The sequence below is a fragment of the Enterococcus sp. FDAARGOS_553 genome (assembly GCF_003812305.1).
In the GTDB taxonomy this organism is placed as follows: Bacteria; Bacillota; Bacilli; order Lactobacillales; family Enterococcaceae; genus Enterococcus_D; species Enterococcus_D gallinarum.
This window is the reverse complement of record NZ_CP033741.1, coordinates 37930-64163: the sequence shown is the minus strand read 5'-3', so window position 1 is coordinate 64163 and position 26234 is coordinate 37930. Positions and strand designations below refer to the sequence as shown.

Sequence of the window (26234 nt, the reverse complement as noted above, 5' to 3'; positions counted from 1 at the left end):
TATATGTATAATTTTATGAGAGGTGACCTTCAATGAAAATATTTATTTGGTACATTTTCACTCCTTTAATACTCAACATTATTTTCTTTTATGTGCAATATCAGACTCCAGAGTTTAGATCCCATTTAACAGTTAAAAGTTTTATAATCTACTATTTAGTATCAATAGTGATTTTTGTACTGTGTGATTTGCTCTTTGATTGGCTTCCCAAAAAAATTAAAGATAGGAAATATAAATGATCTAATCCGTTTTTCTTTATCAGTGCTTAATAAGAGAGGGATATTAAAATGTCAGAATTAACCAAGACTGAATATCAAATTCTTTACTACTTTTATGAATTCAATCAGTCTTTGACCAAACATGAGTTATTAGAGAGACTTCCAAAACTAAACCAAAATACAACTGCTGCTGTGATAGGGAGTCTGTTAAATAAAGGATATTTGGAAATATCAGAAATTAGATATTCTCAGACAGTTTTAGCGAGGGCTTACAGGACTAGTATTCCATTTATAGATTTTTTAAAAAAGGAGTACGGAGAAGCGGTTGTAAAAAAATTGGTGAATCACGCAATCAGATCTTTAAAGACTAAGCAACAAGCGGAATATTTTTCTAATCTTATAATTGAAAGGAAAAATACTATAAATAAGAATAGTTGAGTTCTTCATATTTTGTGAACTGTTCAGAAAATAATAAAAGGGTCAGAAACTTAAAAGTTTTTGATCTTTTTTTGTTCTCCCGTTTTATGGCTCGTTCAATAGCTCAGTTAGTTAGGATCAGTTAGATATAAAAATAAGGGACAACAGAGAGTAACATAATAAACCTTTTCTTATGCTTGACATTCTTTTTATATACAGTTAAGCTATATATAGTTCAACTGTATATAGCTTAACTATAGTAAAATAAGGAGTATCTTTATATGACTAGAAATCCATATTTACCTTTAACTGAAACAACTTTTTATATTCTTTTAGTTTTAACTACACCCGCTCATGGATATGCTATTATTCAAGAAATTGATAAGTTAAGTGAAGGGGCAGTTAAGGTAGCAGCAGGAACTATGTATGGAGCGATTGAAAATTTACTTAAGCTTAATTGGATAGAAGAAATTCCAAGTAGGGAAAAAAGAAGAAGAGTTTACAAAATTACTGATATAGGAGAAGAAGTTTTAAAACTAGAAATAGAACGTCTAAGAAGCCTGATTAAACTATCTTCTGAATTTGGATATTAGGAGGGGACAACATGAAGAAATTTAGAATTTTCTTATCCTTGAAAAAAGAAGAAGAATGGATCAATTCTATACAGGAAGAGGGATATAGGTTAGTTTCTGTTAATTCTCTGGTGCCTATGTATACTTTTGAAAAAATGGCTAATAAAGAAATGTTCATTCCGTATGTACGCATTGATTTTAGAGAAAAAAGTATGAGGAAATCAAATTACGAAGATTACGTAACACTGTTTTCTGATAGTGGTTGGAAATTAATAAAGGGCAGTCGTTCCGGTGGCGCTCAGTACTTTCAGCAAGAACATCCAGATGTAACAAGAGAGATATTTTCTGATACTGATTCTCAAGAAAGTGTAAAGAAAAGATATGTGAAATATGGTTACACATATGGATCTATATTTTTATTGTATTTTTATATTTTTTCTAGCAGTAATTCATGGAGTTTAAATAATATTTTAAACATTAAATCATGGTATTTCACCCAAGGTTTATGGGAAATGAAGGGTATGTGGTTTTGGAAAGCATTTATTTTTGAAACTCCATTTGTTTTAATACGTGTATTACCTTTATTTTTCTTTCTATTTTTAGGTGTCTATTATCTCTTACGTTCGCTTATAAATGATGACTCAAAATTTAAAGAAAAATAAAAATAAAGGAAGTAGCCTTTTGAACAAGGGCGCTTCCTTTATTTGTTGTGGGCCAACAGAGTATACTTATTTGTCCTAATATGGTTTTAGCAGTATAATAGATTTATTGAATAGGTCATTTAAGTTGGGCATAATAGGAGGAGTAAAATGAAAAAATTTATTTATCGAGTTTTAGAAAATGACGAAGTGGTGGCTATTTTTAATGAGCAACAATATGCGCAAGATTTTATCGCTTATGAAAAGACAATTTCTGATAAACAATTTGAAATTGAACAAGTAGCACTTGCAGATTGGTTATTGCAACCGAGAGAATTTTAGAGGTTGGTTGAAAATGGCTAAAATTGGTTATGCACGTGTCAGTAGCAAAGAACAGAACTTAGATCGGCAATTACAAGCGTTACAGGGCGTTTCTAAGGTCTTTTCAGACAAATTAAGCGGTCAATCGGTCGAACGTCCGCAATTACAAGCCTTGCTTAACTATTTACGTGAAGGGGATATAGTTGTTGTTACTGAATTAGACCGCTTAGGACGAAACAACAAAGAATTAACAGAACTGATGAATCAAATTCAAAACAAAGGCGCAACCCTGGAGGCTCTAAATTTACCGTCAATGAATGGGATTGAAGATGAAAATTTAAGACGGCTGATTAATAATTTAGTGATTGAATTGTATAAGTACCAAGCGGAATCTGAACGCAAACGAATTAAAGAACGCCAAGCCCAAGGAATTGAAATTGCTAAGAAAAAAGGAAAATTCAAAGGGCGACAACCTAAATTCAAAGAAAATGATCCACGTTTACAACACGCTTTTGATTTGTTTTTGAACGGTTTATCTGATAAAGAAGTTGAAGAACAAACTGGAATCAATCGGCGAACGTTTAGAAGATACCGACAGCGGTGTGGCATTTCAGTAGCTGATAGACCTTTAGATTAATATGAACGTGGTGAAGATAACATAAAAGAGAAAACAAGAAAGTAATAGTAATAGAAATGAGGGGTAGACATTATGAAGAAATTGTTTGCAAATGAGAAGATAGACCTTTTATATTCAATTATTTTAGTTTTAATTTGGATTATTTTCCTACTTATCAGTAAGTTGCTTCATTTTCACTCTGAATGGGTTATTTCTTTTATCGGAGTGTTTGTTATAGCATGCTTCAACTTACCAACGATTTTACGAAGGAAAAAACAGTATAAAAAAATAGATGAACTAAGAAAAGTGTTAAACCTATCCATTGAAGAAGTAAGGGAAATTGCCGACATTGGTAGATATGATTTAAGTGATTGGAACTGGGATAAAGCGTATATTTCTTCAAAAAAATTATACTTACTGGAGGACACCCTAGAAAAAATGTATGTTAAACAGTTTGGAAAAGAATTTGAAATGAGAAAGTAGTTTTTTAAGGAGATGATCCAAGTGGAAGTATTCAAAGCTATTCAAGATCGAAAGATTCTTTTGGTTATATTTTTGTTGGTTCTGATTGTCAGTGTGGTGTTAATCATTGGTAGTTTTAAAATAAGGAAACAAAGTAGGGGAACGGCTTTATTTTTGCTTTTATTGGGAATAGTTGGCATTATCGCAAGTCTGTATGGTTTCTTTTTTACAACGTTTTTTGGGATCAACTTCTAGGAACTATTTTATCGTTGTGTTTTGGTTATTGCTGTCTTTAATTGCGTTTATTGTTTTTGTATTTAATTTTGCGAGTTTATGGCAAGATATTGCTTACTGGATTGTTCCAAGCAAAGACCTTTATATAAACAAACCTGAAATCATAAGAGATTTAATCAAGGTTGTTTCAATGATTATTTTAGGAATCGTAGTTTTTGTCATTGGTATTAGACAAGGACTGAAAAATTACTATGGCGATTATTCAGGTGACACGAAGCAACAATAACTAAAGCTATCTAAAATTAGGAAAAAAGGAGAGAATGAATGAGTACAGTTATTTTAGCTGAAAAACCAAGCCAGGCGTTAGCCTATGCCCAGGCATTTAAACAGAGTGATAAGAAAGACGGATATTTTGAGATCAAAGACCCACTATTTACAGATGAAACGTTTATCACATTTGGTTTTGGGCATTTAGTGGAATTAGCAGAACCAGGGCATTATGACGAAAAGTGGCAAAATTGGAAACTTGAATCTTTGCCGATTTTTCCTGATCGATACGATTTTGAAGTCGCAAAAGATAAGGGAAAGCAGTTTAAAATTGTTGCTGAACTTCTCAAAAAGGCAAATACAATTATTGTTGCAACAGATAGCGACAGAGAAGGTGAAAATATCGCCTGGTCGATTATCCATAAAGCAAATGCCTTTTCAAAAGATAAAACATTTAAAAGACTATGGATCAATAGCTTAGAAAAAGATGTGATTCGAAGCGGTTTTCAAAATTTGCAACCAGGAATGAATTACTATCCCTTTTATCAAGAAGCGCAAACACGCCAAATTGCCGATTGGTTGATCGGCATGAACGCAAGCCCTTTGTATACGTTAAATTTACAACAGAAGGGCGTACAAGGTACATTTTCACTAGGACGTGTTCAAACGCCCACCTTATACCTTATTTTTCAGCGCCAGGAATCCATAGAGAATTTTAAAAAAGAACCTTTTTTCGAGGTGGAAGCTAGTATAAAAGTAAACCAAGGGTCGTTTAAGGGCGTTCTAAGCCCCACACAGCGTTTTAAAACCCAAGAGGAGCTTTTAGCTTTTGTTTCTTCTAAACAAGCTAAAATAGGCAATCAAGAGGGCAGAATCGCTGACGTGCAAACCAAAGAGAAAAAAACGAATAGTCCTAGTCTGTTTTCTTTAAGTAGTTTGCAATCAAAAGTCAATCAGCTTTATAAAGCGACAGCGAGCCAAACTTTAAAAGCTATGCAAGGACTGTATGAAGCAAAATTATTGAGTTATCCAAGAACAGATACACCATTTATTACAGAGAACGAATTTGCTTATTTAAAAGCGAATTTTGGCAAATATAGCGGTTTTTTAGGACTTGATCTTGAAATGGTTCAAACAGAGCCTAGAAAGCGTTATGTGGACGGTAGTAAGGTACAGGAACACCACGCCATTATCCCAACAAAACAAGTACCTACCGAATCTGCATTAGCGAAAATGGACGATTTACAACGAAAAATTTATGCTTTAGTCGTTAAAACGACCGTTGCCATGTTTTTACCTGATTACTTGTATGAAGAAACCAAGATACAAACGAAAGTAGCTGATTTGCTGTTTCAATCGATCGGAAAGACACCAAAACAAGAAGGGTGGAAAATTCTTTTCAAACAACAAAATAAAGAAGAAAAAGAGGACGTTCAAACGTTACCCTTGGTTATCATTGGAGAACATGCCGAGGTTGACGTTAAGAGTGCCGAAAAAGAAACACAACCACCGAAAGCTTTTACAGAGGGTACATTATTAACTGCTATGAAAACCGCTAATAAAACGGTTGATGATGAAGAAGCAATCAAGATTTTACAAGAAGTCGAGGGGATCGGAACAGAAGCGACAAGAGCAAGCATTATTGAAGCCTTGAAACAAAAAGAATATATCCAAGTCATTAAAAATAAACTTGTTGTGACTGAAAAAGGTAAATTATTGTGCCAGGCAGTCGAAAGTCAGCACCTCTTAACGAGTGCTGAAATGACGGCTAAATGGGAAACGTATTTAAAGAAGATTGGTAAAAGAGAAGGTAATCAAGAAAACTTTATTGATAATATCAAGAAGTTTATCGTTCATTTATTAAAAAATGTACCTACCGATATAGAGAAACTAAGTTTTGCTGATTACCAGGTACAGAAAGAAAAAGAAGCAGAAAAAAATATTGTTGGAAAATGTCCTAAGTGTGGCAACAATATTGTATTAAAAAAATCGTTTTATGGTTGTTCAAATTATCCTGAATGTAAGTTTACTTTAGCTGAACATTTTAGAAAGAAAAAACTAACCAAAACAAATGTAAAAGAATTACTAGAGGGAAAAGAAACCCTGGTAAAAGGAATCAAAACGAAAGATAAAAAGTCCTACAATGCCGTTGTAAAAATCGGAGAAAAGGGATATATTGATTTTATATCTTTCTCAAAATAAGCATAAAAGCCCTGTTTAAAGGGCTTTTATATATTAATCACAAATCACTTATCACAAATCACAAGTGATTAATCACAAATCACTTGTGATTTGTGATTGTTGATGATAAAATAAGAATAAGAAGAAATAGAAAGAAGTGAGTGATTGTGGGAAATTTAGGCGCACAAAAAGCAAAACGAAATGATACACCAATCAGTGCAAAAAAAGATATAATGGGAGATAAGACGGTTCGTGTTCGTGCTGACTTACACCATATTATAAAAATCGAAACAGCAAAGAATGGCGGAAACGTAAAAGAAGTTATGGATCAAGCCTTAGAAGAATATATACGGAAATATTTACCTGACAAACTTTAAAAGGAGTGAAAATGAAATGGCAGTTACGTATGAAAAAACATTTGAAATAGAGATCATTAACGAATTATCGGCAAGCGTTTATAATCGAGTATTAAACTATGTTTTGAACCATGAATTAAATAAAAATGACTCTCAATTATTGGAAGTCAATTTATTAAACCAATTAAAGCTTGCAAAACGTGTAAATCTTTTTGATTATTCTTTAGAAGAATTACAAGCCGTTCATGAGTATTGGCGGTCAATGAATCGTTACTCAAAACAAGTTTTGAATAAAGAGAAAGTGGCTTAATATGGCAAATATAGTCAATTTTACTGACAAACAATTTGAGAATCGCTTAAATGATAATTTAGAAGAATTGATTCAAGGAAAAAAAGCGGTTGAATCGCCAACCGCTTTTTTACTTGGTGGGCAACCAGGGTCAGGGAAAACCAGTTTGCGATCAGCAATTTTTGAAGAAACACAAGGGAATGTTATTGTCATTGATAATGATACCTTTAAACAACAGCACCCTAATTTTGATGAACTAGTGAAACTTTATGAAAAAGACGTAGTAAAACACGTTACCCCTTATTCTAATCGCATGACAGAAGCGATCATAAGCCGTTTGAGCGATCAAGGGTATAATTTGGTGATCGAAGGTACAGGACGAACAACAGAAGTTCCTATTCAAACCGCAACAATGCTTCAAGCCAAAGGTTATGAAACAAAAATGTATGTCATGGCAGTACCTAAAATCAACTCATATTTAGGAACAATTGAACGATATGAAACCATGTATGCAGATGATCCAATGACAGCCAGGGCAACACCAAAGCAAGCACATGATATTGTTGTTAAAAATTTACCTAACAATTTAGAAACACTTAAAAAAACGGGCTTATTTAGCGATATAAGGCTATATAACAGAGAAGGAGTAAAACTCTATTCAAGTTTGGAAACACCTTCTATTAGTCCAAAAGAAACCTTAGAAAAAGAATTGAATCGTAAAGTAGCAAGTAAAGAAATTCAACCGACTTTAGAACGAATAGAGCAAAAAATGGTTCAAAATCAACACCAAGAAACCCCTGAATTTAAAGCAATTCAACAAAAAATGGAAAGCTTGCGGCCACCTACACCACCAATACCCAAAACACCTAAACTTCCAGGTATTTAAACCTTAAAAAAGGAAAAGAGTAGTTACCAAAAAACGGTAACTACTCTTTTTGGGGTCCTACCAACAAAACGTGGAAAACATACGCTAAGCAAATGTCGACATGAAGAAAGCCGATTTTTCCTACGCTAAGGAATTATCGGCTTTTTAGTCATTATTTTTGTCGTGTCATTCTATTTATAAAACCAGTTACATTACCAAGACAACAAGAACCTTGAGGGTTGTTTACTTCGCATCCACATCGATTTGCCTTTATGTGCATTGAGATGTTCTGTACAATGGTATTTTCTTCGGTTTTATTACTTTCTTCAGAAACAATTTTTCTTGTCCATCCAAAACAGTAACAAATTGGCGTATTTTCTTTCACGTCTTTTTGAAAGACTGGTATTTTTAAATCACTTTTAGTAAATATCTGTTCCTTTTCGTTAAAATACACAACATCACATTCTGAAAAAGAGCAAAATTGATAACTGGTATCTGGTTGCAAATTTGCTAAGGCTTTAGGAAGAAGTAAACTTTTAAGCGTTATTAATTTCATCTGCTTCCCTTTATTTTTACAAGAGGGGCAAACATTAGACTTTTCCTTTTCATTCGACTTGGAACAACAATCCTCCATTTTTACTTATATCTTCTTTTTCTTAAAAATCATTTTTATTCTTTAACCTTCAATAGTCGTAAACTGTTTAGTGTAACAAGTAATGTTGCTCCCATATCGGCAAAAATCGCTATCCATAAAGTTAACCAACCAGGCATAACTAATAGTAATGCTACTAATTTAATGGCTAAAGAGAAGGTAATGTTTTGTTTGATAATTGCTAAAGCCTTACGGCTTAATTTGATAGTATATGGCAATTTGCTTAAATCATCAGACATTAAAGCAATATCAGCCGTTTCTAATGCAGTATCCGTTCCAGCACCACCCATTGCGACACCAACTGAAGAAGCTGCAAGTGCTGGTGCATCATTAACACCATCTCCAACCATTCCTACACTTTGATGTTTTCCACGAAGTTCTTTAATGAAATTCAGCTTATCCTCTGGTAATAAATCAGCTTTAATATCCGAAACACCGACTTGTTTTCCAATTGCTTCTGCGGTTCTTTGATTATCACCAGTCAGCATTACTGTTTCAATTCCGATATGATTCAATTTACTAATAACTTCTTTTGATGTTTCTCTCATTTCATCTGCTACGGCAATTAACGAAAGAATTTCTTTTTCCGTTCCTAAAACCATTACGGTTTTTCCTTCTGTTTGCATACGAGTAATTCTTTCTTTGATGGTACTTTCAATTGTTTGATGTAATTCTTCAAACAGATTTGGACTTCCTACATAATACATTTCGTTATTTACTTTTGCTTTTACACCTTTACCTGTAATAGATTGGAACTCTTCAACCGAAACACCATTTAAATTCAATCCATTTTCTTCTGCTTTTCTTACAATGGCTGAAGCAAGTGGATGTTGTGATCCTTTTTCAATGGCTGCTGTAACTGTAAGCAATTCATTTTCATTTCCACCATACGTCACGATGTCTGTTATAGCAGGAATACCTTTTGTTAATGTTCCTGTTTTATCAAAAGCAATGGCTTTTAAGTGTCCTGCTTCTTCTAAATGGATACCACCTTTAATTAACACACCATTTTTTGCCGCATTCCCTATTGCAGTAACTACGGCAACTGGAGTTGAAACAACTAAAGCACACGGACAACCAACTACTAACACAGCTAAACCTTGATAAATCCATTGGCTCCAATCTCCACCGAATAATGGAGGAACAACTGCAATTAAAAGAGCTAAAAGCACAATAGCTGGTGTATAGTATTTCGCAAATTTATCGACAAATGCTTGAGAAGGTGCTCGTTCTGCTTGAGCTTCTTCTACAAGATGAATAATTTTTGAAAGAGTAGTATCTTCAACTCGTTTTGTTACTTTAACTTCAAGTAACCCTTCTTCATTCAATGTTCCTGCAAACACTTCATCATCAATTGTTTTTGTTACTGGAACACTTTCCCCAGTAATAGCAGCCTGATTTAGTGTAGATGTACCTTTAATAACTAATCCATCCATTGCTAATTTTTGACCAGGTTTTACAATCATAATGTCTCCAACTTGAATATCTTCAACGTGAATCATCATTTCTTCATTTCCACGCCGAATTAATGCTTCTTTTGGGGCAATATCCATTAATGATTCAATAGATTGACGAGCTTTATCCATTGAATAACGTTCTAACGCTTCACTGATAGCGAATAGGATAACAACTGTTGCGCCTTCACCCCATTCACCAATGATCGCAGCACCTATAATAGCAATCGTCATGAGCGTATTCATATCGAATTTTAATCTGCTTAGATTTTTAAGACCTTTAATAAACAGTGTATATCCACCAATTAAAATGGATGCTGCGTAGCCGATCATTGGAAGAAGATGTTCTTCTCCTAATTGCTCGCCCAAAAACCAACTAATCACAAGTAATAACGCTGAAATATAGACCTTAATGTTTTCTTTTTGCTTCCAGAAAGGTTCACGCTCTACCTTTTGTTCTTTTTCATCCCGAACTTTTAAATTTTCAAATGCTCCTGCTTTTTCTAGTTCCTCAATTGTTGTATTTCCTTGAACATAAACTTTAGAGGCTCCAAAATTCACTTTCGCGTCTTTAACTCCTGGTAATTGTTTCACATTGTTTTCGAAGATGCCTGCACAATTGGTACAAGTAAATCCTTGAACACGATAGGTTTTCATTTCTTCTTCAGATAATTTTGCTTGTTGATCAGACACTGGCTTTCACCTCATTTTTATGAGCTAAAGCAATAAGTATTAACTGTTTGATATGTTCATCATCTAGTGAATAAAACGCCAATTTTCCTTCTTTTCGATACTTCACAATCCCTTGTTTGTGAAGGGTTCGTAAGTGATGGGACGCTGTTGCAACAGTGGAACCAATGATATTCGCAACGTCACACACGCATAACTCCCCATCTTGGCATAAGGCATAGGTAATTTTTGCCCTATTTTCATCTGCAAGTGCTTTAAATAATTGGGAAACACTAGATATATCTTCTTTTTGTAACTCTTCTTGTATTCGATTGACTTTTTTTTCGTCATAACAATAAATTTCACAACTATCTTTATTACTCAACATCATCACTCCATTATCATTCAAATATTCATTTGAATATATTATACCCCTTTTTTCAAAACATTAAAATACTTATTTGAATGTTTTGTAGAAATAATCGTTTCACAAAAATTCGGTGGTAATAGCAAGTACCGAAAACGACCGTTTTTGGCTATGACAAGTGAACTGTTCTAAAAATCTTAAAAACTACATAAAACCTATAACCAAAAATATAACCAAAAACAAAAGACCAATATATCTATTTCAAACCCCTTTTTGGTATAGTTAAAGTGTTAAGAAAGAGGGGATTCGTATTGAAATTTGGATATGCTCGTGTCAGTACGCAAGATCAGTCATTGTGAGTATGCTAAAAGTTGACGGCTTAAACGTTGATACCTTGCCAGTATCAGAACAAGAAGGGTTAAACGAAGATTTTGGTGTCTTTCTATCTCAAAACGTTCTATATGAACCGCAGATCACTTCTAAGAATGTACCAGTAGAAATTGACGATTTTGTAGAAGCCTGGGGGAATACAGTAGAAAATTATCGCAAAATGCCAGGGCATAACGAAGCTTTATTACAACTAAAGGCTAGTTACTATTATCATTATAGAAATTTAGCAAGTAACATGGAAACTTCAAAGAAACAACATTTTGTAATTAATTCTGAACCAATTTCAAAGGAAACATATGATAGTTTAGAATTGTCCTATCAAGTGTTACGTGATAAGACAAGAACAATCAGAACAGCTTTAATTGCATTTTTAAGTAAATATGATTGTCAGGTTGAAATTTGTACGATTGGCGAGATGAAAAAGGTTTTGAATAGTTAGGAGCGTTAAAATGGAGAAGATACCAAAAGAGAAAATTATTGTAATACCCGAAGTTGATACGGACGTTGTATCTGATTTAGCACCATTTAACTTTACAGTAGAACGTGACAAATTATTGATTGATGATTCATACGCAGTTCCCTATGTCATTACAAAATACAATAATAAACCAAGAGGAAATTGGTTTAATCGTATTCGTAAAATGAGTGGAGATATAACCATATCTCATTATTACACTAAAGCAAACGGTAACTCATTGAATGATTATTACAACAGAACCATTAAGAACAAGCAAGCAGAGATCGATCGTTCGCATGATCCGTTGACGATTATCCGTTTAGAACGTGAAATGAAAATTGCACAAACGCAGTTAGAACAAGCCGTTGACGAAAACACTTCTTATCTTTATTTATATACCTATGTTTTGATCAAAAGTAAGTCCGAAGATAAGCTGAAAAAATTGTGTGAAGATTTTGAAACACGTTGTATCGCAAGTGGAGTAAAAGCCTTGATTCCATATACTATGATTGATAAAGCGTATTGGAGTGCCTTACCTTTGCAATCTAATGAAGTGCCTGAATACACGTACACAATCGCTAATTCAATCAGTGCAAGCAGTATTTTTCCTTTTGATGATAATGAATTAAGTGTATTTACTAAAAATATGATTATTGAGGGAATTAATAAAGATACTGAAAATATCGTTAGTATTGATTACACCAACAGAAAATTAGTAGTCAATCGTAATAAATTCGTTTTTGGTTTATCTGGTGGGGGAAAGACCACTTACCTAACGTCAGACTATTTGAAAAAATATGCTTTTGCTGATAACTCGACAGAACTAAAACACAGAATTGTTTTATTTGATCCCGAAGATGAACAAACAGAACGTGTACGTTCTCTAGGGGGCGAAATAATCAATCTTTCGTCTATGTCAGATGTTCGTATCAATCCGTTTCAAATCTACTCACGCAATACACCAGATGTGGATTTAAAAGAATCGTTATCCGATTTTGAAGAGGACGAACTTGTAGAAAATCTTGAAATAAAGCACAAAGATTTTGAAATGACTGAAAATGATATTGATAAAGAAATCAGTAAACGAATGAATATTTTAACGCCATATTTCCTAATGGTGGATCACTCTTTGACTGACAGTCAATTATCTATTATTAAGTTAGAAGCTAAAAAATGCTATACGAATTTATACGAAAAGAAAAACTTGTCGAAAATGGAAAACACCGATTTTCCAACATTTTCAGACTTAGAAAGTCGATTGAAAGCTTTAGAAGAAACTGATCCCAAACGATACAAGCGAATTGAAGATTTTATTTATTCATTAGAAGATTTTACAATCGGAAGCCGTACCATATTTAACGGTCATACAAATATTGACTTAAATAATCCGTTAATTTGCTTCTCTTTGCGAGATTTACAGACCGAAGAAGGAATCAGAGATTTAGCATACCTCAACAGCTTTAGTTATCTATTTGAAGAAATAACCAACAATCCGCAAATTGTAACGTCTGTTTATGCAGATGAATTTCACTTTTTACTGAAAAATAAAATTAGTGCAGATTTTTTCTTCCAGGCTTACAAACGCTTTAGAAAATATAACGCCGATTGTACCGTATCAACCCAACAGATTGATGATGTATTAAAAGCACCTGATAATATCGGTAAAGCAATTATTGGGAATAGCTTTACAAAAGTGTTCTTTGGACTTGATGAAACGGAAGCGCAAGGTATCTCAAACGAGTTGAAACTTAAACTTACAAAAAAAGAATTATCTTTCATTACCTCAAAACGTCAAGGGGAAGCTTTACTCTTTCATGGAACAAAGAGGGCTAAAATTAAAGTCGATTTGACCCAGGAAGAAATGCGTTTGCTTAACCCAGGCGGATATGAAGATATTTACGGCGTTAGTCCGAAGAAAGAGATCAACTGGTTGTTAAGATCGAAAATTCAATAGAAGGGAGAAGCAAATGAAATACAAAATCTTGAACAATTTACAATTTTACTATCAAGAGAACGTGATTGTCGTTCAAATAAACGAAAAATATTTGACGAATCGAGAACATATTTTTGATGTAGAAGAAAGTGAACAATATTTTGTTGATGTCGAGGAGATTTTGACCAAAGACGGAAAGCTAGAAATTGTTTATAACCGACCTAATGGCTATACACCACTACTAGATTTAAAAGAATATGCTGATTTTTATAAATTGGATATAGTGAATCGATTACTTGAAATGAATGTACTAGAAAAAACAAACACCTATCTAGCAATGCAAAATATTCTACTCAAAGATACACGTGACTTGCTATTTATTTATAAAGCAGATCATTTTGATAATTTGCCTTACTCAACTAAAGAAGAATTAGAACAGTGGAAAAATTTTATTTGTAGTTTTTTTGGTAAATTTTCACTTGAGAAGTATGAGAAGAACCGTATTGAGGTTCTAACAAAAGAAAAAAATTCATTTTTAAATGATGTAGAAGCAGTTGAAAGTTTGGAATCATTAAGAGATTTAATAAAAAATCGACTAACCGAAGAACAAAAGAATTTCTTTTCTGCTGAATTACAGGATAAGAAAGCAGACGTCCGAAAAATTCGCAGAAATAAAAGCTTAAAAATTGCGTTAGTTGTAGGTGTTATTGCGTTATATGGCGGTACGGTTTTTCTTATGAAAGTAAATGAGAAAAAACAAGTTACGGCTACACAGCAAAGCGCAGAAACAGAGATCACTATTTTAAATAAGATTATTGATAATGATAGTGAGAATATCGAAGAAGATATGCAAAAACTCAACTATCCTAAGAAAAAACAAGTTGATATTTACGTGAAACTTGGTGACTACACTAAGGCTTATGAACTTGATAAAAAGTCAGATAAAAAAATTATTCAAAGTCTGTACAAACAAGGGGAAACCGAAAAAATAGAAGCCCTTGATTTGCCAGGAAGCGACTATTTAGCAGACTTCAAAAAGATTTTAGCATATGACAATTCAACAGATACTGAGTATTTGGTTCAAACTAGTACCGATACAACAATTGTTGAAGCTTTAATCGATAAATCAGTAAAAGAAAAAGACATTCCAACAGTAAAAAATATTCGTCAAGTATCAATTACACAAAAGAAATTAGCAATCGATCCTAAACGTCAAATCAGCATGATTGACTTATTGATTGAAAATAACAGTGAAGAATTAGAAAATATGTATAAGGATAATTCTTTAAATGAGGACTTGAAGAAAAAACAAACCAATGACTTGTTAGAAGAAAACAACACATTGCTTAGTGAAAAGATTGAATTAACAAACGCTGAAAAAGATTAGGAAGGTTGGTGATTTCATATCATGGGAGCAACAGCTGCTAAACTGCTTATTCGTTATCGAAAACCGATAGCGAAAGCAATTTTAGGCTTTTTCGTCTTTATCATTGTAATCTTCCTTCTTATTTTTAATAATGATCAAACCGCCCCTAGTGGCGGACTAGCAACAGAAAACAAAAATTTAAGTGAATCTGTTTTGAGGTACAAAAGTACCGTTGAAAAGTACGCTAGACAATATGACGGTATGGAATATGTACCTTATATCTTAGCCCTTATGCAAATTGAATCAGGTGGTGAAGGTGGCGACCCTATGCAATCAAGCGAAAGTTTAGGACTGCCCCCGAACACTATTAAAGACCCCGAACGAAGCATACAACGAGGAGTAGAGTTTTTTGTAGAAAATATGAAAAGCGCTATAAACCGAGGATCAGATATAAAAACAGCTCTTCAAGCGTATAATTATGGCGGTGGTTTTGTTGATTTTGTAGTGAGGAATGGCGGAACGTATTCTTTTGAGTTGGCTAAACAATTTTCTATTAATATGTCAGGTGGCGAAAAGGTAGCTTATGTAAATGCTTTATCTACTTCAATGGGCTACAATTACCGCTATAACTACGGAAATATGTTCTATGTGCCAAAATTACTTGAATACGTTAACGAAAGCCAGGCAAGCGCAGAGGGCGTTCAAAACAATTCTAATAATACTGGCGTTGTTCAAGTTGATGTACCCAGCGAATACAAAAATAAATTACGTTATCCAAGATATGACGGACACAACTATAATACAAGCGGTAGTTATCCATTTGGGCAATGTACCTGGTACGCTTTTAATCGTATGGCTCAAATAGGAAAACCAGTTGATGATTTTATGGGCAATGGTGGCGAATGGGGCTATAAAGGGAAAGCTTTAGGCTATAAAGTAACAAATAAGCCAAAAGTAGGTACGGCAATTTCTTTCCCACCTGGTTCTTTTGGCTCTGATCCAGTTTACGGACACGTTGCCTTTGTAGAAGTCGTAAATGCAGACGGTACGCTTCTTGTATCAGAGTGTAACGTAGTAAACCCAGGAAGCGGAACAATCAGTTATCGAGTAGTGCCAGCTTCTATTGCAAACATTGCAAGTTATGTTGAATAAGGAGAGGAAGAAATGGAGTTTGACAAAATAAAAGTTGGTTTGTTTATCTCAACGCTTGTGTTACTTGTGGTTACCATAGGCATGATTGTTTTTGGAATAAGGCAAGGCGAACAGATCCGTCACTTAAAAAGTGATTTAAAAAGCGTACAGACGGAACTAGCAGACAAACAAGCGGAACAAAACACTAACCAAAGCGAATCGGAAAAAATTATCAAAGAATTTTACAAGACCGTTTATAACTACGAAAAAAGCCAAAAAGAAATATCTATGACAACGGTTAAAGAATTAGCGACAGACAACGTTTATCAAGAATTACAAAACGAGATCAACGTAAACAATTCATATAGCCCACAACAAAACACGATTCAAAAGTCTTCAGTAAACGAAAATGAAATAAAAATTCTTGCTTATGCAAGTAAGGATAATTCACAGCAATATCTAGTAACAGCACCGATTCACCAGGTTTTTAACGGTACAAAAAATGATTTTGAAATAAACCAAATTATCCAAATTAAAAACCAACAAATTACTCAAAGAACGACCATTCAATTAGGAGAGGAGTAGAAGCATGGCAAAGAAAAAGCAAGAGCAAGTAAAACTGATTATCCTAGTTATACTCTATCTACTATTATTACCAGTAACATTGATTGTGTTTAAATTATTACCTTTTATCATTGCGAATGATACAAATATTGAATTGAGTACCTTTGTTACAACTATTTTAAAGCACCCGATCAATACTTTTTTAGAGATCATTCAATCTACTTACATGATTCCGTTCTTCATTGTACAAATCATTGTTTTAATTATTTTATTTGTCTTTCTTCACCCTACCAAACGCCAACCGTTTGAGGTTGTCGGGAAAACAAACCCTGTTCATGGATCGGCTTATTGGGGGGAAGAATCAGAAATAAACGCACCCAAAAATGTTCATTTGATCCCTGAAAAGTCAATGAAAAAGATATTAGAAAAGTCAATGAGGAGGGGGAAAAATGAGTAGTTTGTTAGCAGAATCAGACGGTTTAATCTTAGGGAAATTTCAAAGCGGAAATGTTGTGATCCAACCCGAAGATAGCAAAATAAGTAATCGAAATATTTTTGTAGTAGGTGGTCCAGGATCATTTAAAACACAAAGTTATGTTTTGCCTAATGTTGTAAACAATCGCAGTACATCAATTGTTGTAACCGATCCAAAAGGGGAAATTTACGAGTTAACCAATGAAATAAAAAAAGCCCAGGGCTTCAAAACAGTTGTGATAAATTTTAAAGATTTCTTGCTAAGTTCTAGGTACAATCCGTTACTCTATATCCGCAAATCAAATGATACAAACAAGATTGCAAACGTCATAGTATCAGCAAAGAATGATCCCAAACGGAAAGATTTTTGGTTCAATGCACAATTAAACTTATTAAATACGTTGATTAAATATGTTTATTTTGAATATGAACCAAGCGCAAGAACAATTGAGGGTATTTTAGACTTTTTAGAAGAATTTGATCCACGCTATAACGAAGAAGGTGTATCAGAACTTGATGAACAATTTGAGCGTTTGCCAGACGGACACGAAGCAAAACGCAGTTACTATTTAGGCTTCCGACAAGCACAAAGTGAAGCAAGACCAAACATTGTTATTAGTCTATTGACGACTTTACAAGATTTTGTTGATAAAGAAGTATCAGAATTTACCAGTACAAACGATTTTTTCTTTGAGGAATTAGGAACGTCAAAAATTTGTTTATACGTGCTAATTTCCCCATTAGATCGAACTTGGGACGGCTTAGTGAATCTCTTTTTCCAACAAATGTTTACAGAGTTATATTTTTTAGGGGATAAGCACAACGCAAAATTGCCAGTACCTTTAGTTATGTTACTAGATGAATTTGTCAATTTGGGCTACTTTCCAACATACGAGAATTTTCTTGCAACGTGTCGAGGGTATCGTATTTCAGTTAGTACCATATTGCAATCCTTGCCCCAGGGCTTTGAACTTTACGGAGATAAGAAATTTAAAGCGATCATTGGGAATCATGCCATTAAAATATGTCTAGGTGGTGTAGAGGAAACGACCGCCGAATACTTTTCAAGACAAGTAAATGATACAACAATCAAAGTATATACAGGCGGAACAAGTGAAAGTAAAACGTCCGCAAAAACAACTAACCGAAGCGGAAGTAAGTCAGAAAGCTACGGTTACCAAAAAAGGCGATTGATTACCGAAGGGGAAGTTATCAATTTACAACAAGAAGAAAATGGAAGAAAAAGTATTGTGTTAATTGACGGTAAACCTTACATGTTAAGAAAAACGCCACAATTTGAATTGTTCGGAAATCTTCTTAAAAAGCATGAAATTTCACAGCAAGATTATATAAGCAGTCAAACAGAATTTGCCAAAGAATACATTGAGGAGTTGGAAAAACAGCACAAACAACGAAAAGTGCAACTAGCAAGCGCCCCAATTTTTCACGAGAAGAAACAAGAAGATGATTTGAATAAAAAAGAAATAAATCTACCTGAACAACCGATCGAATCAGAAGTAACAGAAGAAGAGGAAGAAAAAGAACTATTAATGAGTGATATTCTAAGTAGTTTTGATGAAGGTATAGAGGAAAACACAACCAACAATGACAACAGCGAATTACCATTTTAAAGATCGGAGGAAATCAAATGAATGGATTGAAAGAATTTTTTGGGAATATCCCAATGTTTCAAAAGCAAGTAGAACAAGAAATTGAAGAAAAAGGGATTGAACCTAGTGAGGGTATTAAAAAAATGGAATTTAGCCGTCAAGTGATCCGTAACGTAGTGATTGGCGTTTTAGTTGTCGGTATTCTTGCTTTTGTGGGCATTTCTTATTTTAACAATAAAAATCAACCACCAGTGACACCAACCGCCACCACCGCAAGCAAAGAAAGCAACCAGTCAGAAACAAGCGGAGAAGCCACAGAAAACAGCTCACAAGCCGTTCAAGGTTCAAGCGACCATTTACTCAAATTAAGTGCGAAAGAGCGAGCAGACGAAGCGACAGAAGCTTTTGAGAGTTGGTACAAGTCTTTCTCTAATGGTGACGTAATTTTAGAAATCAACAAAGAATTATTGAAAGAAGGATCAGGCGGTACAAGTCCGATTGAATTACAAACCAAACTGATTGATAACTTAAAAGCCAAATTTGGCGATAAGGTATCAGATGATTTTTATACAGGGCTACAAGCAAGCTTCAATTTCAATCCAGTGATCGTTGACGGTACCAAAGGGCTAACCATTTCTAAACAAAATGACGATAAAAGCCAATGGTTGCGTACCTGGTTCTTAGATACCCAAAAAACAGAACAAAATACGAAAATTGTTTTGCGTAATGATTTCCCTTATGAGTGGGCAGATTGGCGGAACAAAGGGCAACATGATGAAAAAGTAGGATCAATGTTTTCACAAATTGATTGGGATAATGATTTGAGATATGAGGTTATAGGGCTAGTAACTAGCAAACAAAAGAAGAATATTGAAAACATTGGTGGAGTATTTGTAGTTATGCAATACAACGAAAAAATTGGAAAGTGGCAAGTTAGTGGAACGATTGGTGGTGTAATGTAATATGGACGTAATAGACCAAATAAAAGATACAGGATCGGATATTTTAAGTTCTGCTGGTGAGGCTATCTCTAATGTGTTTGAAGGCGTAAAAGAGAGTGTTGATAGTGTGTTGCACCCAATCGATACCTTGTTAGGCAATTGGGGCAGTGACCTTTTAGAAGCCAGTATGAAAATTGCTAATAAGACGACCTTTGATATTCCCAATATCGAATTGATTAGTACCATTACCAACGTGTTTGTCTTTGCAACGACAACCTTTGCGATTTGTATTGTGTTGTATAAGGTCATTGAAGCGCAAATACAAGCTTCTAATGGGAGTGGTGACGCATTGACCGCTAATATTGTTCAAAAGCTGTTTTACTCGTCTATTGCCTTAGCAACGTTGCCCTGGGCAATGAACTTTTTTATCAAAAAGATTGTTGCACCAATCGGTGAATATGTGATTCAACAAGTCGCTAATGATTTGAACGTGGAAACGATCGGCGAACGATTGCGTAATTTCTTAGTTTCCAATTTCTTTAATGGTGGCGTTAGTGCCGTTGTTCTCTTTGTTTTCGTGATCTTCTTTGCCTTTTCCATTGCCAAGTATTTTGTAGCGATCTGTGTCTTTTATGCTGATTTCTTGGTACTGACTATGTTAACACCATTAGTTGCCTTATCGCTTTTAACAGACGAACAAAATTACTTTCAAATATGGATCAAAGAACTGTTATCCGAAGCACTCACAATGCTTATTAAGCTTATTTTGTACTTACTCATGATTACACTCATGATTGCTGAAAAATACACGTTACCAAACTTTATGTTAATGGTTGGTTGTGGCTTGTTGATTATTAAAACACCGTCAGCCCTACAAAATATGTGGTATTCAACCAAAGTTTCAAAAGGTGGCGGACTAGGAAACTTAGCTATGATGGCTATGTTTAGAAAATAAGAGAGGGGGATAACGATTGTCTTATTATTTTGAAATACGAATTATTCTTCCCGAAGAAGAAAATCAATTTTTGAATCGAAAATTAAGTAAGAGCGAATTATCCGAAGTTACACACTATTTACAACAAAAGACAAGTCGAGGAATTCCAGTTAAATTTCGTGTAGGTATTTTTAGAGTAGAAGATCAAACAAAAATTATGTCTGTTACGCTGAATACAAAAAATACCAAAGAAACGGACGTAATTAACTTGTTATTAAATCGAGTAACAGATCAACACGTTTTAGTTTACTTGAATGAACCAATAGAACCAACGCTTAATACGCAAGAATTAAATCGTCAGGAGTTAAAAACGAGTAATGAACGCCAAGAAATACCGCAGACAGAAATTCCAACTGAAACAGTAAATGAACCTAGTGTTATTAAGGAAATATCGAAAAAGAACCAAGCAAAACAAACGAATAGTAGAAAAGAATCACTATCAGAATCCATAACCAAGAAAAATGTTCCCAGAATTCATTTGTTCATATCTATTTTGACTCTTTTTATTGTATTATTGATAGGAATAAGTGTTATTCAACAAGTACAACTTCAATCAGTAAAAAAAGAGAGCGAATCATTGAAAGAACAAATTGAACGTGTCAAAGAAACGGATATTTCCCAATCAAAAATAGATACATTTGGTAGATACTTTTTAACTTATTATTTTTCACAAGAAAAAAATAAAGAAAATTATCAATCTAATTTAAGAAATTATGTATCAGAAAAAGTAGATATAGCTGATTGGGAAGCGTTAGGGAAAACGCTTAAAAGTGTTAATTATTACGGTAGCGAACAAACAAAAAAAGGGTATAGAGTTGAATACCTTCTAAATGTTTCAGTAGACAATCGTAGTAAAATGCAAAAAATCACTTTTGAGGTTGAACCAACTAAAAACGGCTTTCTTGTGACAACTCAACCAAAACTTACAGACTTCTCTTTTAACTGAAATACGCTAAAAAGAGAGTGCTTAAACAATGGGAAAAATTAATTTAAATCAAATTTACACAGCAAAAGAAATGAGTGAAAGGATAGGTAAGAATAGAAATTACCTATCCCAAGCTTACCGTAACAACAAACATGAAATACTTAAAAATTTTAATTATCGAAAAATTGGTGGAACAATTATTTTCTCTGATAATCCCAATAATGATTTATCGCAATTGATTACAGCAAAAAAAGCAAGCCAGTTGTTAGGAAAGAATGATGAATACTTTGCCCACATTTATAAACGGTTTCCTCATAGACTAGAGGGAATCGATCACATTTATACAGGTAAAACATTATTCTTAACGAAAGAATCGCTAGAAGTTTTTAAAAAAAAGATGAACAAAAATGTCAGATAAAGCATATTTGTGATATACTATTTATGTACACAAATACTAATTTTTAAGGAGATTATAAAATGAAAAAACTTGCACTTTTAACACTTTTTAGTACAGCGCTATTGGTATCAGCACCGATTGTCAGTTTTGCAGACGAAACCGCAAGTAGCAGTGATGTTACTATCTTAGCCGATGATGATCCAGTCGTTCCAGTAGAGCCGACAGACCCGACTACTCCAGTTGATCCAGTTGATCCAGTTGATCCAGTTGATCCAGTTGATCCAGTTGATCCAGTTGATCCAGTTGATCCAGTTGATCCAGTCGATCCAGTCGATCCAGTTGATCCAGTTGATCCAAGCGAACCAACAGAGCCAAGCGAACCAACGGAGCCAAGTAAGCCGACAGAACCAAGTACACCAACAGAGCCAAGCAAACCAACGGAGTCAAGCGAACCAACGGAGCCAACGGAACCAACGGAGCCAAGCAAGCCAACGGAACCAAGCAAGCCGACAGAACCAAGCAAGCCGACAGAACCAAGCAAGCCGACAGAACCAAGTAAACCAACAGTACCAAACAAACCAGTAGACACAAACCCAATTGAAAGCCCAGTTAATACAGATACAGGCGTTGTGATTGTCGCAGTTGAAGATAGTAAACAAATCATTCAATTAGCAGACGGAACAACAAAAAAAGTTGAAGCTAAAGAAATTGGAGCAGACGTTCGAAAAGACGGAACAGTAACGGTTAAAGGTTCAGACGGAAAAATGAAAGTATTGCCACAAACAGGCGAAAAAGAGACTATTGCATTATCTATCGCTGGTATCTTTATGACCCTCACAGGTGGATTTTCCCTATTTAGACTTAACAAAAGGGATAGAGCCAAAAGCTAAGTAACAGAAGTTGACAATTTAATTAAATAGCTTATAATAGAAGATGATAGATGAGTGGTTAAAACGTCTAAGCCACATAAAATAATGATATGACGCGTTGAGTGGTCGAAACGTCTAAGCCACATGAAATAATGATATGACGAGATGAAATCAAACTTACGAAAGGCATCTTCTTTTAAGCAATTAAGAGAAGGTGTCTTTTTATACAGTTTGAGAAATGAGGAAAGCGCTTTGAGTTCAGATAAATTTGTATATGTGATCAATACCTCAAAAATATTAAAAGATAATAATATATCGATTGCAGTTGATAACAAAAATATCATTCAAAAGGATAATAGACCTTATTATGTTTCTATTTCTTTGAATAACGATTATTCAGCTTTTGTTCCAATCAGAACAAATCTTACTCATAAATATGGTTTTATTACAAAAGGAACAGGCAGACAAAGAAGCGGACTAGATTATACGAAATCTTTGATCGTTGAAACCAAAAAGATTCAACAATATCTAATTCGTGAGACAGGGATTTCTTTTGCAGAGTATACCAAAATTCAAAAAAACCATTCATTGATTTCTAGGAAATATAAAGAATTTATTTTTGATACATTTATACCTATTTATGAAAAGAAAAAAGAGAAACGTACTGAAACTGAAAATAGGGTTTTTGATTTTTCTAGCCTACAATATTTTGAAGATACGCTTCAAAATATAAAAAAAAATAAAGATCGACTTAATGAAAAAGCATAGTATAGAGGTTGCTTCTCTATACTATGCTTTTTTGTATGCAGTATTATTTGTTAGACAGAAAATATTTAATACCTGACGCAACTAACAGTCCAGCAACTAAACACACTAGTATAATCGAACCAAAAAATATTATGCTAGCTCGTATTTCTTCATTTGAAAAATAGTAGAGAAAAGCAATTACTATTAAAAGGACGATAATAAGTAATAACCAAATTGTCTTATTATTCATTATGAATCCTCCTTTCAAATTCTTCTAAGTCTACTTTTACATACTCTAAATTTTCGTTGACTTCGATAAATGAAGGTACTTCTGTTACTTGAAAATCAGCTAATTCCTTCTTATCTTCAGAAGTTAATAAATCTGTATCCACATAAAAGATTTTTATAGGTGATTTTCGTATAGCTTCTTCATTTTCTATTATTAATTTTCTGCAATATATGCAAGTGGATCTTCCAAAGTATATTAGTTCATCATTTTGAGTTGGTTCTGTAATGTCTTTAAATTTGACTAGATCAATTTTTTCTACATTATCACTTTCTAGTGCCTTCTCGTATAAACCAATTTCTTTGTCGATTATTACTTGCTCAAAATTAGAACTATTCAAAGTTTCAGAACTACTTTTTGTACCATTGTCTGAAGGGGAATTACATGCTGAAAGAATGGGTATTAAAAACAATAAGATCAAGAAATGTTTATAGGTAGTCATTTGCTTCACAGAATGATTTGATTGGTCCATATTTTTTAAATTTCTTACAGCCAGCTGACATACCCCATTTAGTGAAAGCGGTAGTTATTTCAGTAACAACTGCTGTACCAGCAATGACACCAACCGCCTTAATAGCTAGTATTAGTAGAGCGGGTAATGCAAAGGTTGTAATAGTACCTTGTTTTGATTCGTTTGCGTAAGGCTATAAGCTCTTTTTCCGCTGGAGTAAGATTATCGACTTCTTTGAATGAACCTGTCTTTTTTGCCTGACGGACCCATTTGTCAAAGAACGATGGTGTTAGTTCATATTCTCTGATGATGTCGGCTCTCGGTTTCCCCGAATTTAATAAGTCGACCATTTGTTGTTTAAATTCTTGCGTGTAGGTTCTGCGTTCTCTTCTTTGCGACATGAAATGATTCCTCCAGTGTGTTTTCTTATAGTTTACACACCTTATCTTTTCTGTCTAGTTTATTGTAGCCTATCCACTTCTTACTTAAATATCTATTAGATATTTATAATAAACCTACTCACGAATAAAGCAGACACTCTATAAATATTTATTAAGTATTTATGGGGCTAAAATTTTACTCTTTTAAAACATATTTTTTATATTTCTCATACATCCCAGGCCTCTCCTGTATCCATTCTATCCCTTTATTTCTTTCAAATTTTTCCATTAATTTCTTCATGTCTTTAGCATATTCAATCTCTTCCAAGTTGGGATCATAAAACTTTTCAGTCATTTGCTGCAAAGTTGGGATACAATCCAATTGCGAGGATGAACTAATATAAATTATTTGATCAGTTTTTTCAGATAATTTATATTGAATAGTAGTTTTTTCAAAATTATCTTGTAAATAAGAAGACATACTTCTATTAGTTCCCATTTCAAAAGGATTAAATTTAAAAGTATCTTCTATATAGCTAATCAAAGACGTCCAATATTCGCTATCACCTCCATTTGAATACATATGGTTCTGAAATTCTTTTTGATTTTTATTTATCTTTTTAATGAATTCTTCCCAATTTGAATAGAGTGAAGAGGCTTTTTTTGTCGATTCAGAAATAGCAAACTCAATATTATTAGGTAAATTCAATTCAATTCTTTCTGATTCACCATCATCACTTTCGATTTTACTAATAGATACATATTTCTCATCAAAGTTTTCTACGATAAACCTACGAACTTGTTTGTCATGTTCTTCGCTAAAACCAGCACTTATATTAGAATATGAAAAAATATCACCGTTTATCTGAAACACTTTTTCAAAATTATTCAGAACTACTTTTTCTATACTTTTAGAAAAATAAATACTTTCAATAGCTGAAACCTCTGACACTACGCGAGTTATGACCTTTGTGTATTTTTGCCATTTTTTTAATGTATCTTCACTAGAAAAATATTTCAAATAATAGCTATCAAAACCACCCACAACATCTTCATTTTTTTTAATAATGGTAATATTAAGAGTAATGCTATTAATCAACAAATCAATAAAAGATTGATTTAAACATTCATCCTCAGTAAAAAAACTAAATATTGGAGACTCTTTCTTCCATCCTTGCATTGATCTAGAAAAATACATTCCCTCTATTTCACCTAAACGAAACAATGCCTCATTCATTAATAATATTAAATCAAAATATTCAGTTTCTTCAATTAAAGCATTAAATCGATTTAAATAATTAGCAAAAAAAGCTTCATTCTTTTTCTTAATGACTTCTGGGATCCCTGTTGTTAAATATTTAATTTTCTCTTCTTCAGCTTGTTCTTTTCGTTCGTTTTCCTTTTGAATATGTTGCTTCTCATAAAAATTTTTTTCCGCATCATAAAGCCTTTTTAGATTTCTAGCAGCCTGATCGTTTTTTTCTTTCATTTTTCTTTCTGTTCGGTCTATAATTTTACCGAAAATATATAAATCAGTTAACCATGACATATTTCAACACCTCTTTTTAATAGTCAAAAATAATAAATAGCGCTTTCCATATTTTGATAATAGCATAACTTAATATAATTTACTCTGAGATTTTTTCCGATAGCGTAAAATATTTTGTGTAAATAGAAATTTAGGGTAGAAAAAAAGAAAGTCCATTCTGTAAAATTAAAGTTACCACACAGAAATTTTATA

General features: G+C 33.5%; 29 protein-coding genes and 2 pseudogenes. 25 read left to right on the top strand and 6 right to left on the bottom strand.

Features of this window, described 5'->3' with window-relative positions; all coding sequences use genetic code 11:
• Nucleotides 1-287 precede the first annotated feature (287 nt).
• The 12 genes from EGX73_RS15870 (at nucleotide 288) to EGX73_RS15820 (ending at nucleotide 7457) form a co-directional block, all read left to right on the top strand.
• The gene (locus EGX73_RS15870) at nucleotides 288-656 is read left to right on the top strand and encodes a MarR family transcriptional regulator (protein ID WP_123867125.1); all 369 of its coding nucleotides are present in this window, start codon (nucleotides 288-290) and stop codon (nucleotides 654-656) included.
• A 260-nt stretch (nucleotides 657-916) separates the two neighbouring features.
• A complete protein-coding gene (locus EGX73_RS15865; protein ID WP_010749139.1) occupies nucleotides 917-1228 on the top strand; it encodes a PadR family transcriptional regulator in 312 nt (103 codons plus the stop codon).
• 11 nt (nucleotides 1229-1239) lie between these two features.
• Nucleotides 1240-1869, top strand: coding sequence for a DUF2812 domain-containing protein (locus EGX73_RS15860; protein ID WP_123867124.1), 630 nt, complete (start codon nucleotides 1240-1242; stop codon nucleotides 1867-1869).
• Between the two features lie 147 nt (nucleotides 1870-2016).
• Entirely contained in the window at nucleotides 2017-2187 is a 171-nt protein-coding gene (locus EGX73_RS16025) for a hypothetical protein (RefSeq protein WP_164742224.1), read from the top strand.
• Nucleotides 2188-2200: 13 nt separating this feature from the next.
• On the top strand, nucleotides 2201-2803 hold the full coding sequence (locus EGX73_RS15855) for a recombinase family protein (RefSeq protein ID WP_031644647.1): 603 nt from the start codon (nucleotides 2201-2203) through the stop codon (nucleotides 2801-2803).
• Between the two features lie 72 nt (nucleotides 2804-2875).
• Complete coding sequence (locus EGX73_RS15850; protein ID WP_056948698.1) at nucleotides 2876-3265, top strand: hypothetical protein; 390 nt, start codon at nucleotides 2876-2878, stop codon at nucleotides 3263-3265.
• Between the two features lie 21 nt (nucleotides 3266-3286).
• A complete protein-coding gene (locus EGX73_RS15845; RefSeq protein WP_031644655.1) occupies nucleotides 3287-3499 on the top strand; it encodes a hypothetical protein in 213 nt (70 codons plus the stop codon).
• 16 nt (nucleotides 3500-3515) lie between these two features.
• The gene (locus EGX73_RS15840; RefSeq protein WP_070629349.1) at nucleotides 3516-3764 is read left to right on the top strand and encodes a hypothetical protein; all 249 of its coding nucleotides are present in this window, start codon (nucleotides 3516-3518) and stop codon (nucleotides 3762-3764) included.
• A 38-nt stretch (nucleotides 3765-3802) separates the two neighbouring features.
• On the top strand, nucleotides 3803-5947 hold the full coding sequence (locus EGX73_RS15835; RefSeq protein WP_123867123.1) for a type IA DNA topoisomerase: 2145 nt from the start codon (nucleotides 3803-3805) through the stop codon (nucleotides 5945-5947).
• Between the two features lie 140 nt (nucleotides 5948-6087).
• The gene (locus EGX73_RS15830; RefSeq protein WP_001835296.1) at nucleotides 6088-6303 is read left to right on the top strand and encodes a peptide-binding protein; all 216 of its coding nucleotides are present in this window, start codon (nucleotides 6088-6090) and stop codon (nucleotides 6301-6303) included.
• Nucleotides 6304-6319: 16 nt separating this feature from the next.
• Complete coding sequence (locus tag EGX73_RS15825) at nucleotides 6320-6592, top strand: antitoxin (protein ID WP_000301765.1); 273 nt, start codon at nucleotides 6320-6322, stop codon at nucleotides 6590-6592.
• A 1-nt stretch (nucleotide 6593) separates the two neighbouring features.
• Complete coding sequence (locus EGX73_RS15820) at nucleotides 6594-7457, top strand: zeta toxin family protein (protein WP_123867122.1); 864 nt, start codon at nucleotides 6594-6596, stop codon at nucleotides 7455-7457.
• A 151-nt stretch (nucleotides 7458-7608) separates the two neighbouring features.
• On the opposite strand, the gene EGX73_RS15815 is transcribed toward EGX73_RS15820, so the two are convergent.
• From EGX73_RS15815 to EGX73_RS15805, 3 genes are read right to left on the bottom strand one after another with little or no spacing between them, the layout of a single operon-like run.
• Nucleotides 7609-8070 (bottom strand): copper chaperone Copz family protein, encoded by a 462-nt coding sequence (locus tag EGX73_RS15815; RefSeq protein WP_123867121.1) that lies wholly within the window; start codon nucleotides 8068-8070, stop codon nucleotides 7609-7611.
• A gap of 35 nt (nucleotides 8071-8105) precedes the next feature.
• A complete protein-coding gene (locus EGX73_RS15810; protein WP_115234514.1) occupies nucleotides 8106-10235 on the bottom strand; it encodes a heavy metal translocating P-type ATPase in 2130 nt (709 codons plus the stop codon).
• Nucleotides 10228-10596, bottom strand: a complete 369-nt coding sequence (locus EGX73_RS15805; RefSeq protein WP_123867120.1) for a metalloregulator ArsR/SmtB family transcription factor — start codon at nucleotides 10594-10596, stop codon at nucleotides 10228-10230. Before EGX73_RS15805 ends, EGX73_RS15810 begins: the two co-directional genes overlap by 8 nt.
• Nucleotides 10597-10930: 334 nt before the next feature.
• Here EGX73_RS15805 and EGX73_RS15800 point away from each other — a divergent pair.
• The 13 genes and pseudogenes from EGX73_RS15800 to EGX73_RS15740 all read left to right on the top strand — a co-directional run.
• A pseudogene (locus EGX73_RS15800) lies at nucleotides 10931-11407 on the top strand (hypothetical protein); the annotation flags it as partial.
• A 10-nt stretch (nucleotides 11408-11417) separates the two neighbouring features.
• Entirely contained in the window at nucleotides 11418-13379 is a 1962-nt protein-coding gene (locus tag EGX73_RS15795; protein ID WP_000411529.1) for a VirB4 family type IV secretion system protein, read from the top strand.
• A 13-nt stretch (nucleotides 13380-13392) separates the two neighbouring features.
• Nucleotides 13393-14745, top strand: coding sequence for a conjugal transfer protein TraF (locus EGX73_RS15790; protein WP_123867119.1), 1353 nt, complete (start codon nucleotides 13393-13395; stop codon nucleotides 14743-14745).
• A gap of 21 nt (nucleotides 14746-14766) precedes the next feature.
• The gene (locus EGX73_RS15785; RefSeq protein WP_123867118.1) at nucleotides 14767-15876 is read left to right on the top strand and encodes a lysozyme family protein; all 1110 of its coding nucleotides are present in this window, start codon (nucleotides 14767-14769) and stop codon (nucleotides 15874-15876) included.
• 12 nt (nucleotides 15877-15888) lie between these two features.
• Nucleotides 15889-16440 (top strand): hypothetical protein, encoded by a 552-nt coding sequence (locus tag EGX73_RS15780; protein ID WP_029485693.1) that lies wholly within the window; start codon nucleotides 15889-15891, stop codon nucleotides 16438-16440.
• Between the two features lie 4 nt (nucleotides 16441-16444).
• Nucleotides 16445-16876: a hypothetical protein gene (locus EGX73_RS15775; protein ID WP_002301637.1), complete on the top strand. Its 432-nt coding sequence runs from the start codon at nucleotides 16445-16447 to the stop codon at nucleotides 16874-16876.
• Complete coding sequence (locus EGX73_RS15770) at nucleotides 16869-18524, top strand: VirD4-like conjugal transfer protein, CD1115 family (protein WP_010706428.1); 1656 nt, start codon at nucleotides 16869-16871, stop codon at nucleotides 18522-18524. Before EGX73_RS15775 ends, EGX73_RS15770 begins: the two co-directional genes overlap by 8 nt.
• A gap of 17 nt (nucleotides 18525-18541) precedes the next feature.
• Entirely contained in the window at nucleotides 18542-19465 is a 924-nt protein-coding gene (locus EGX73_RS15765; protein WP_123867117.1) for a hypothetical protein, read from the top strand.
• Between the two features lies 1 nt (nucleotide 19466).
• Nucleotides 19467-20399 carry a conjugal transfer protein TrbL family protein gene (locus tag EGX73_RS15760; protein ID WP_002325632.1) on the top strand — a complete coding sequence of 311 codons (933 nt, stop codon included), beginning with the start codon at nucleotides 19467-19469 and terminating at the stop codon, nucleotides 20397-20399.
• Between the two features lie 16 nt (nucleotides 20400-20415).
• Entirely contained in the window at nucleotides 20416-21384 is a 969-nt protein-coding gene (locus EGX73_RS15755) for a hypothetical protein (RefSeq protein ID WP_002332641.1), read from the top strand.
• A gap of 28 nt (nucleotides 21385-21412) precedes the next feature.
• A complete protein-coding gene (locus EGX73_RS15750; protein WP_010782365.1) occupies nucleotides 21413-21781 on the top strand; it encodes a hypothetical protein in 369 nt (122 codons plus the stop codon).
• Nucleotides 21782-21840: 59 nt separating this feature from the next.
• Nucleotides 21841-22650, top strand: a complete 810-nt coding sequence (locus EGX73_RS16040) for an LPXTG cell wall anchor domain-containing protein (RefSeq protein ID WP_123867116.1) — start codon at nucleotides 21841-21843, stop codon at nucleotides 22648-22650.
• 144 nt (nucleotides 22651-22794) lie between these two features.
• Nucleotides 22795-23397, top strand: coding sequence for a hypothetical protein (locus EGX73_RS15740; protein WP_216642190.1), 603 nt, complete (start codon nucleotides 22795-22797; stop codon nucleotides 23395-23397).
• 221 nt (nucleotides 23398-23618) lie between these two features.
• Here the strand turns inward: EGX73_RS15740 and EGX73_RS15735 are convergent, their stop codons facing one another.
• From EGX73_RS15735 to EGX73_RS15725, 3 genes and pseudogenes are all read right to left on the bottom strand, one after another.
• A complete protein-coding gene (locus tag EGX73_RS15735) occupies nucleotides 23619-24134 on the bottom strand; it encodes a hypothetical protein (RefSeq protein WP_069027558.1) in 516 nt (171 codons plus the stop codon).
• A 152-nt stretch (nucleotides 24135-24286) separates the two neighbouring features.
• Nucleotides 24287-24514: pseudogene (locus EGX73_RS15730) on the bottom strand (transposase); the annotation flags it as partial.
• 175 nt (nucleotides 24515-24689) lie between these two features.
• Nucleotides 24690-26042, bottom strand: coding sequence for a hypothetical protein (locus tag EGX73_RS15725; protein ID WP_123867115.1), 1353 nt, complete (start codon nucleotides 26040-26042; stop codon nucleotides 24690-24692).
• Nucleotides 26043-26234: the final 192 nt, after the last annotated feature.

What these genes read in the sequence shown, in the direction of transcription:
- EGX73_RS15870 (WP_123867125.1), top strand. Translation starts at nt 288, where the DNA reads ATGTCAGAATTAACCAAGACTGAATATCAAATTCTTTACTACTTTTAT.
- EGX73_RS15865 (WP_010749139.1), top strand. Translation starts at nt 917, where the DNA reads ATGACTAGAAATCCATATTTACCTTTAACTGAAACAACTTTTTATATT.
- EGX73_RS15860 (WP_123867124.1), top strand. Translation starts at nt 1,240, where the DNA reads ATGAAGAAATTTAGAATTTTCTTATCCTTGAAAAAAGAAGAAGAATGG.
- EGX73_RS16025 (WP_164742224.1), top strand. Translation starts at nt 2,017, where the DNA reads ATGAAAAAATTTATTTATCGAGTTTTAGAAAATGACGAAGTGGTGGCT.
- EGX73_RS15855 (WP_031644647.1), top strand. Translation starts at nt 2,201, where the DNA reads ATGGCTAAAATTGGTTATGCACGTGTCAGTAGCAAAGAACAGAACTTA.
- EGX73_RS15850 (WP_056948698.1), top strand. Translation starts at nt 2,876, where the DNA reads ATGAAGAAATTGTTTGCAAATGAGAAGATAGACCTTTTATATTCAATT.
- EGX73_RS15835 (WP_123867123.1), top strand. Translation starts at nt 3,803, where the DNA reads ATGAGTACAGTTATTTTAGCTGAAAAACCAAGCCAGGCGTTAGCCTAT.
- EGX73_RS15825 (WP_000301765.1), top strand. Translation starts at nt 6,320, where the DNA reads ATGGCAGTTACGTATGAAAAAACATTTGAAATAGAGATCATTAACGAA.
- EGX73_RS15820 (WP_123867122.1), top strand. Translation starts at nt 6,594, where the DNA reads ATGGCAAATATAGTCAATTTTACTGACAAACAATTTGAGAATCGCTTA.
- EGX73_RS15815 (WP_123867121.1), bottom strand. Translation starts at nt 8,070, where the DNA reads ATGGAGGATTGTTGTTCCAAGTCGAATGAAAAGGAAAAGTCTAATGTT.
- EGX73_RS15795 (WP_000411529.1), top strand. Translation starts at nt 11,418, where the DNA reads ATGGAGAAGATACCAAAAGAGAAAATTATTGTAATACCCGAAGTTGAT.
- EGX73_RS15790 (WP_123867119.1), top strand. Translation starts at nt 13,393, where the DNA reads ATGAAATACAAAATCTTGAACAATTTACAATTTTACTATCAAGAGAAC.
- EGX73_RS15785 (WP_123867118.1), top strand. Translation starts at nt 14,767, where the DNA reads ATGGGAGCAACAGCTGCTAAACTGCTTATTCGTTATCGAAAACCGATA.
- EGX73_RS15780 (WP_029485693.1), top strand. Translation starts at nt 15,889, where the DNA reads ATGGAGTTTGACAAAATAAAAGTTGGTTTGTTTATCTCAACGCTTGTG.
- EGX73_RS15775 (WP_002301637.1), top strand. Translation starts at nt 16,445, where the DNA reads ATGGCAAAGAAAAAGCAAGAGCAAGTAAAACTGATTATCCTAGTTATA.
- EGX73_RS15770 (WP_010706428.1), top strand. Translation starts at nt 16,869, where the DNA reads ATGAGTAGTTTGTTAGCAGAATCAGACGGTTTAATCTTAGGGAAATTT.
- EGX73_RS15765 (WP_123867117.1), top strand. Translation starts at nt 18,542, where the DNA reads ATGAATGGATTGAAAGAATTTTTTGGGAATATCCCAATGTTTCAAAAG.
- EGX73_RS15760 (WP_002325632.1), top strand. Translation starts at nt 19,467, where the DNA reads ATGGACGTAATAGACCAAATAAAAGATACAGGATCGGATATTTTAAGT.
- EGX73_RS15750 (WP_010782365.1), top strand. Translation starts at nt 21,413, where the DNA reads ATGGGAAAAATTAATTTAAATCAAATTTACACAGCAAAAGAAATGAGT.
- EGX73_RS16040 (WP_123867116.1), top strand. Translation starts at nt 21,841, where the DNA reads ATGAAAAAACTTGCACTTTTAACACTTTTTAGTACAGCGCTATTGGTA.
- EGX73_RS15740 (WP_216642190.1), top strand. Translation starts at nt 22,795, where the DNA reads ATGAAATCAAACTTACGAAAGGCATCTTCTTTTAAGCAATTAAGAGAA.
- EGX73_RS15735 (WP_069027558.1), bottom strand. Translation starts at nt 24,134, where the DNA reads ATGGACCAATCAAATCATTCTGTGAAGCAAATGACTACCTATAAACAT.
- EGX73_RS15725 (WP_123867115.1), bottom strand. Translation starts at nt 26,042, where the DNA reads ATGTCATGGTTAACTGATTTATATATTTTCGGTAAAATTATAGACCGA.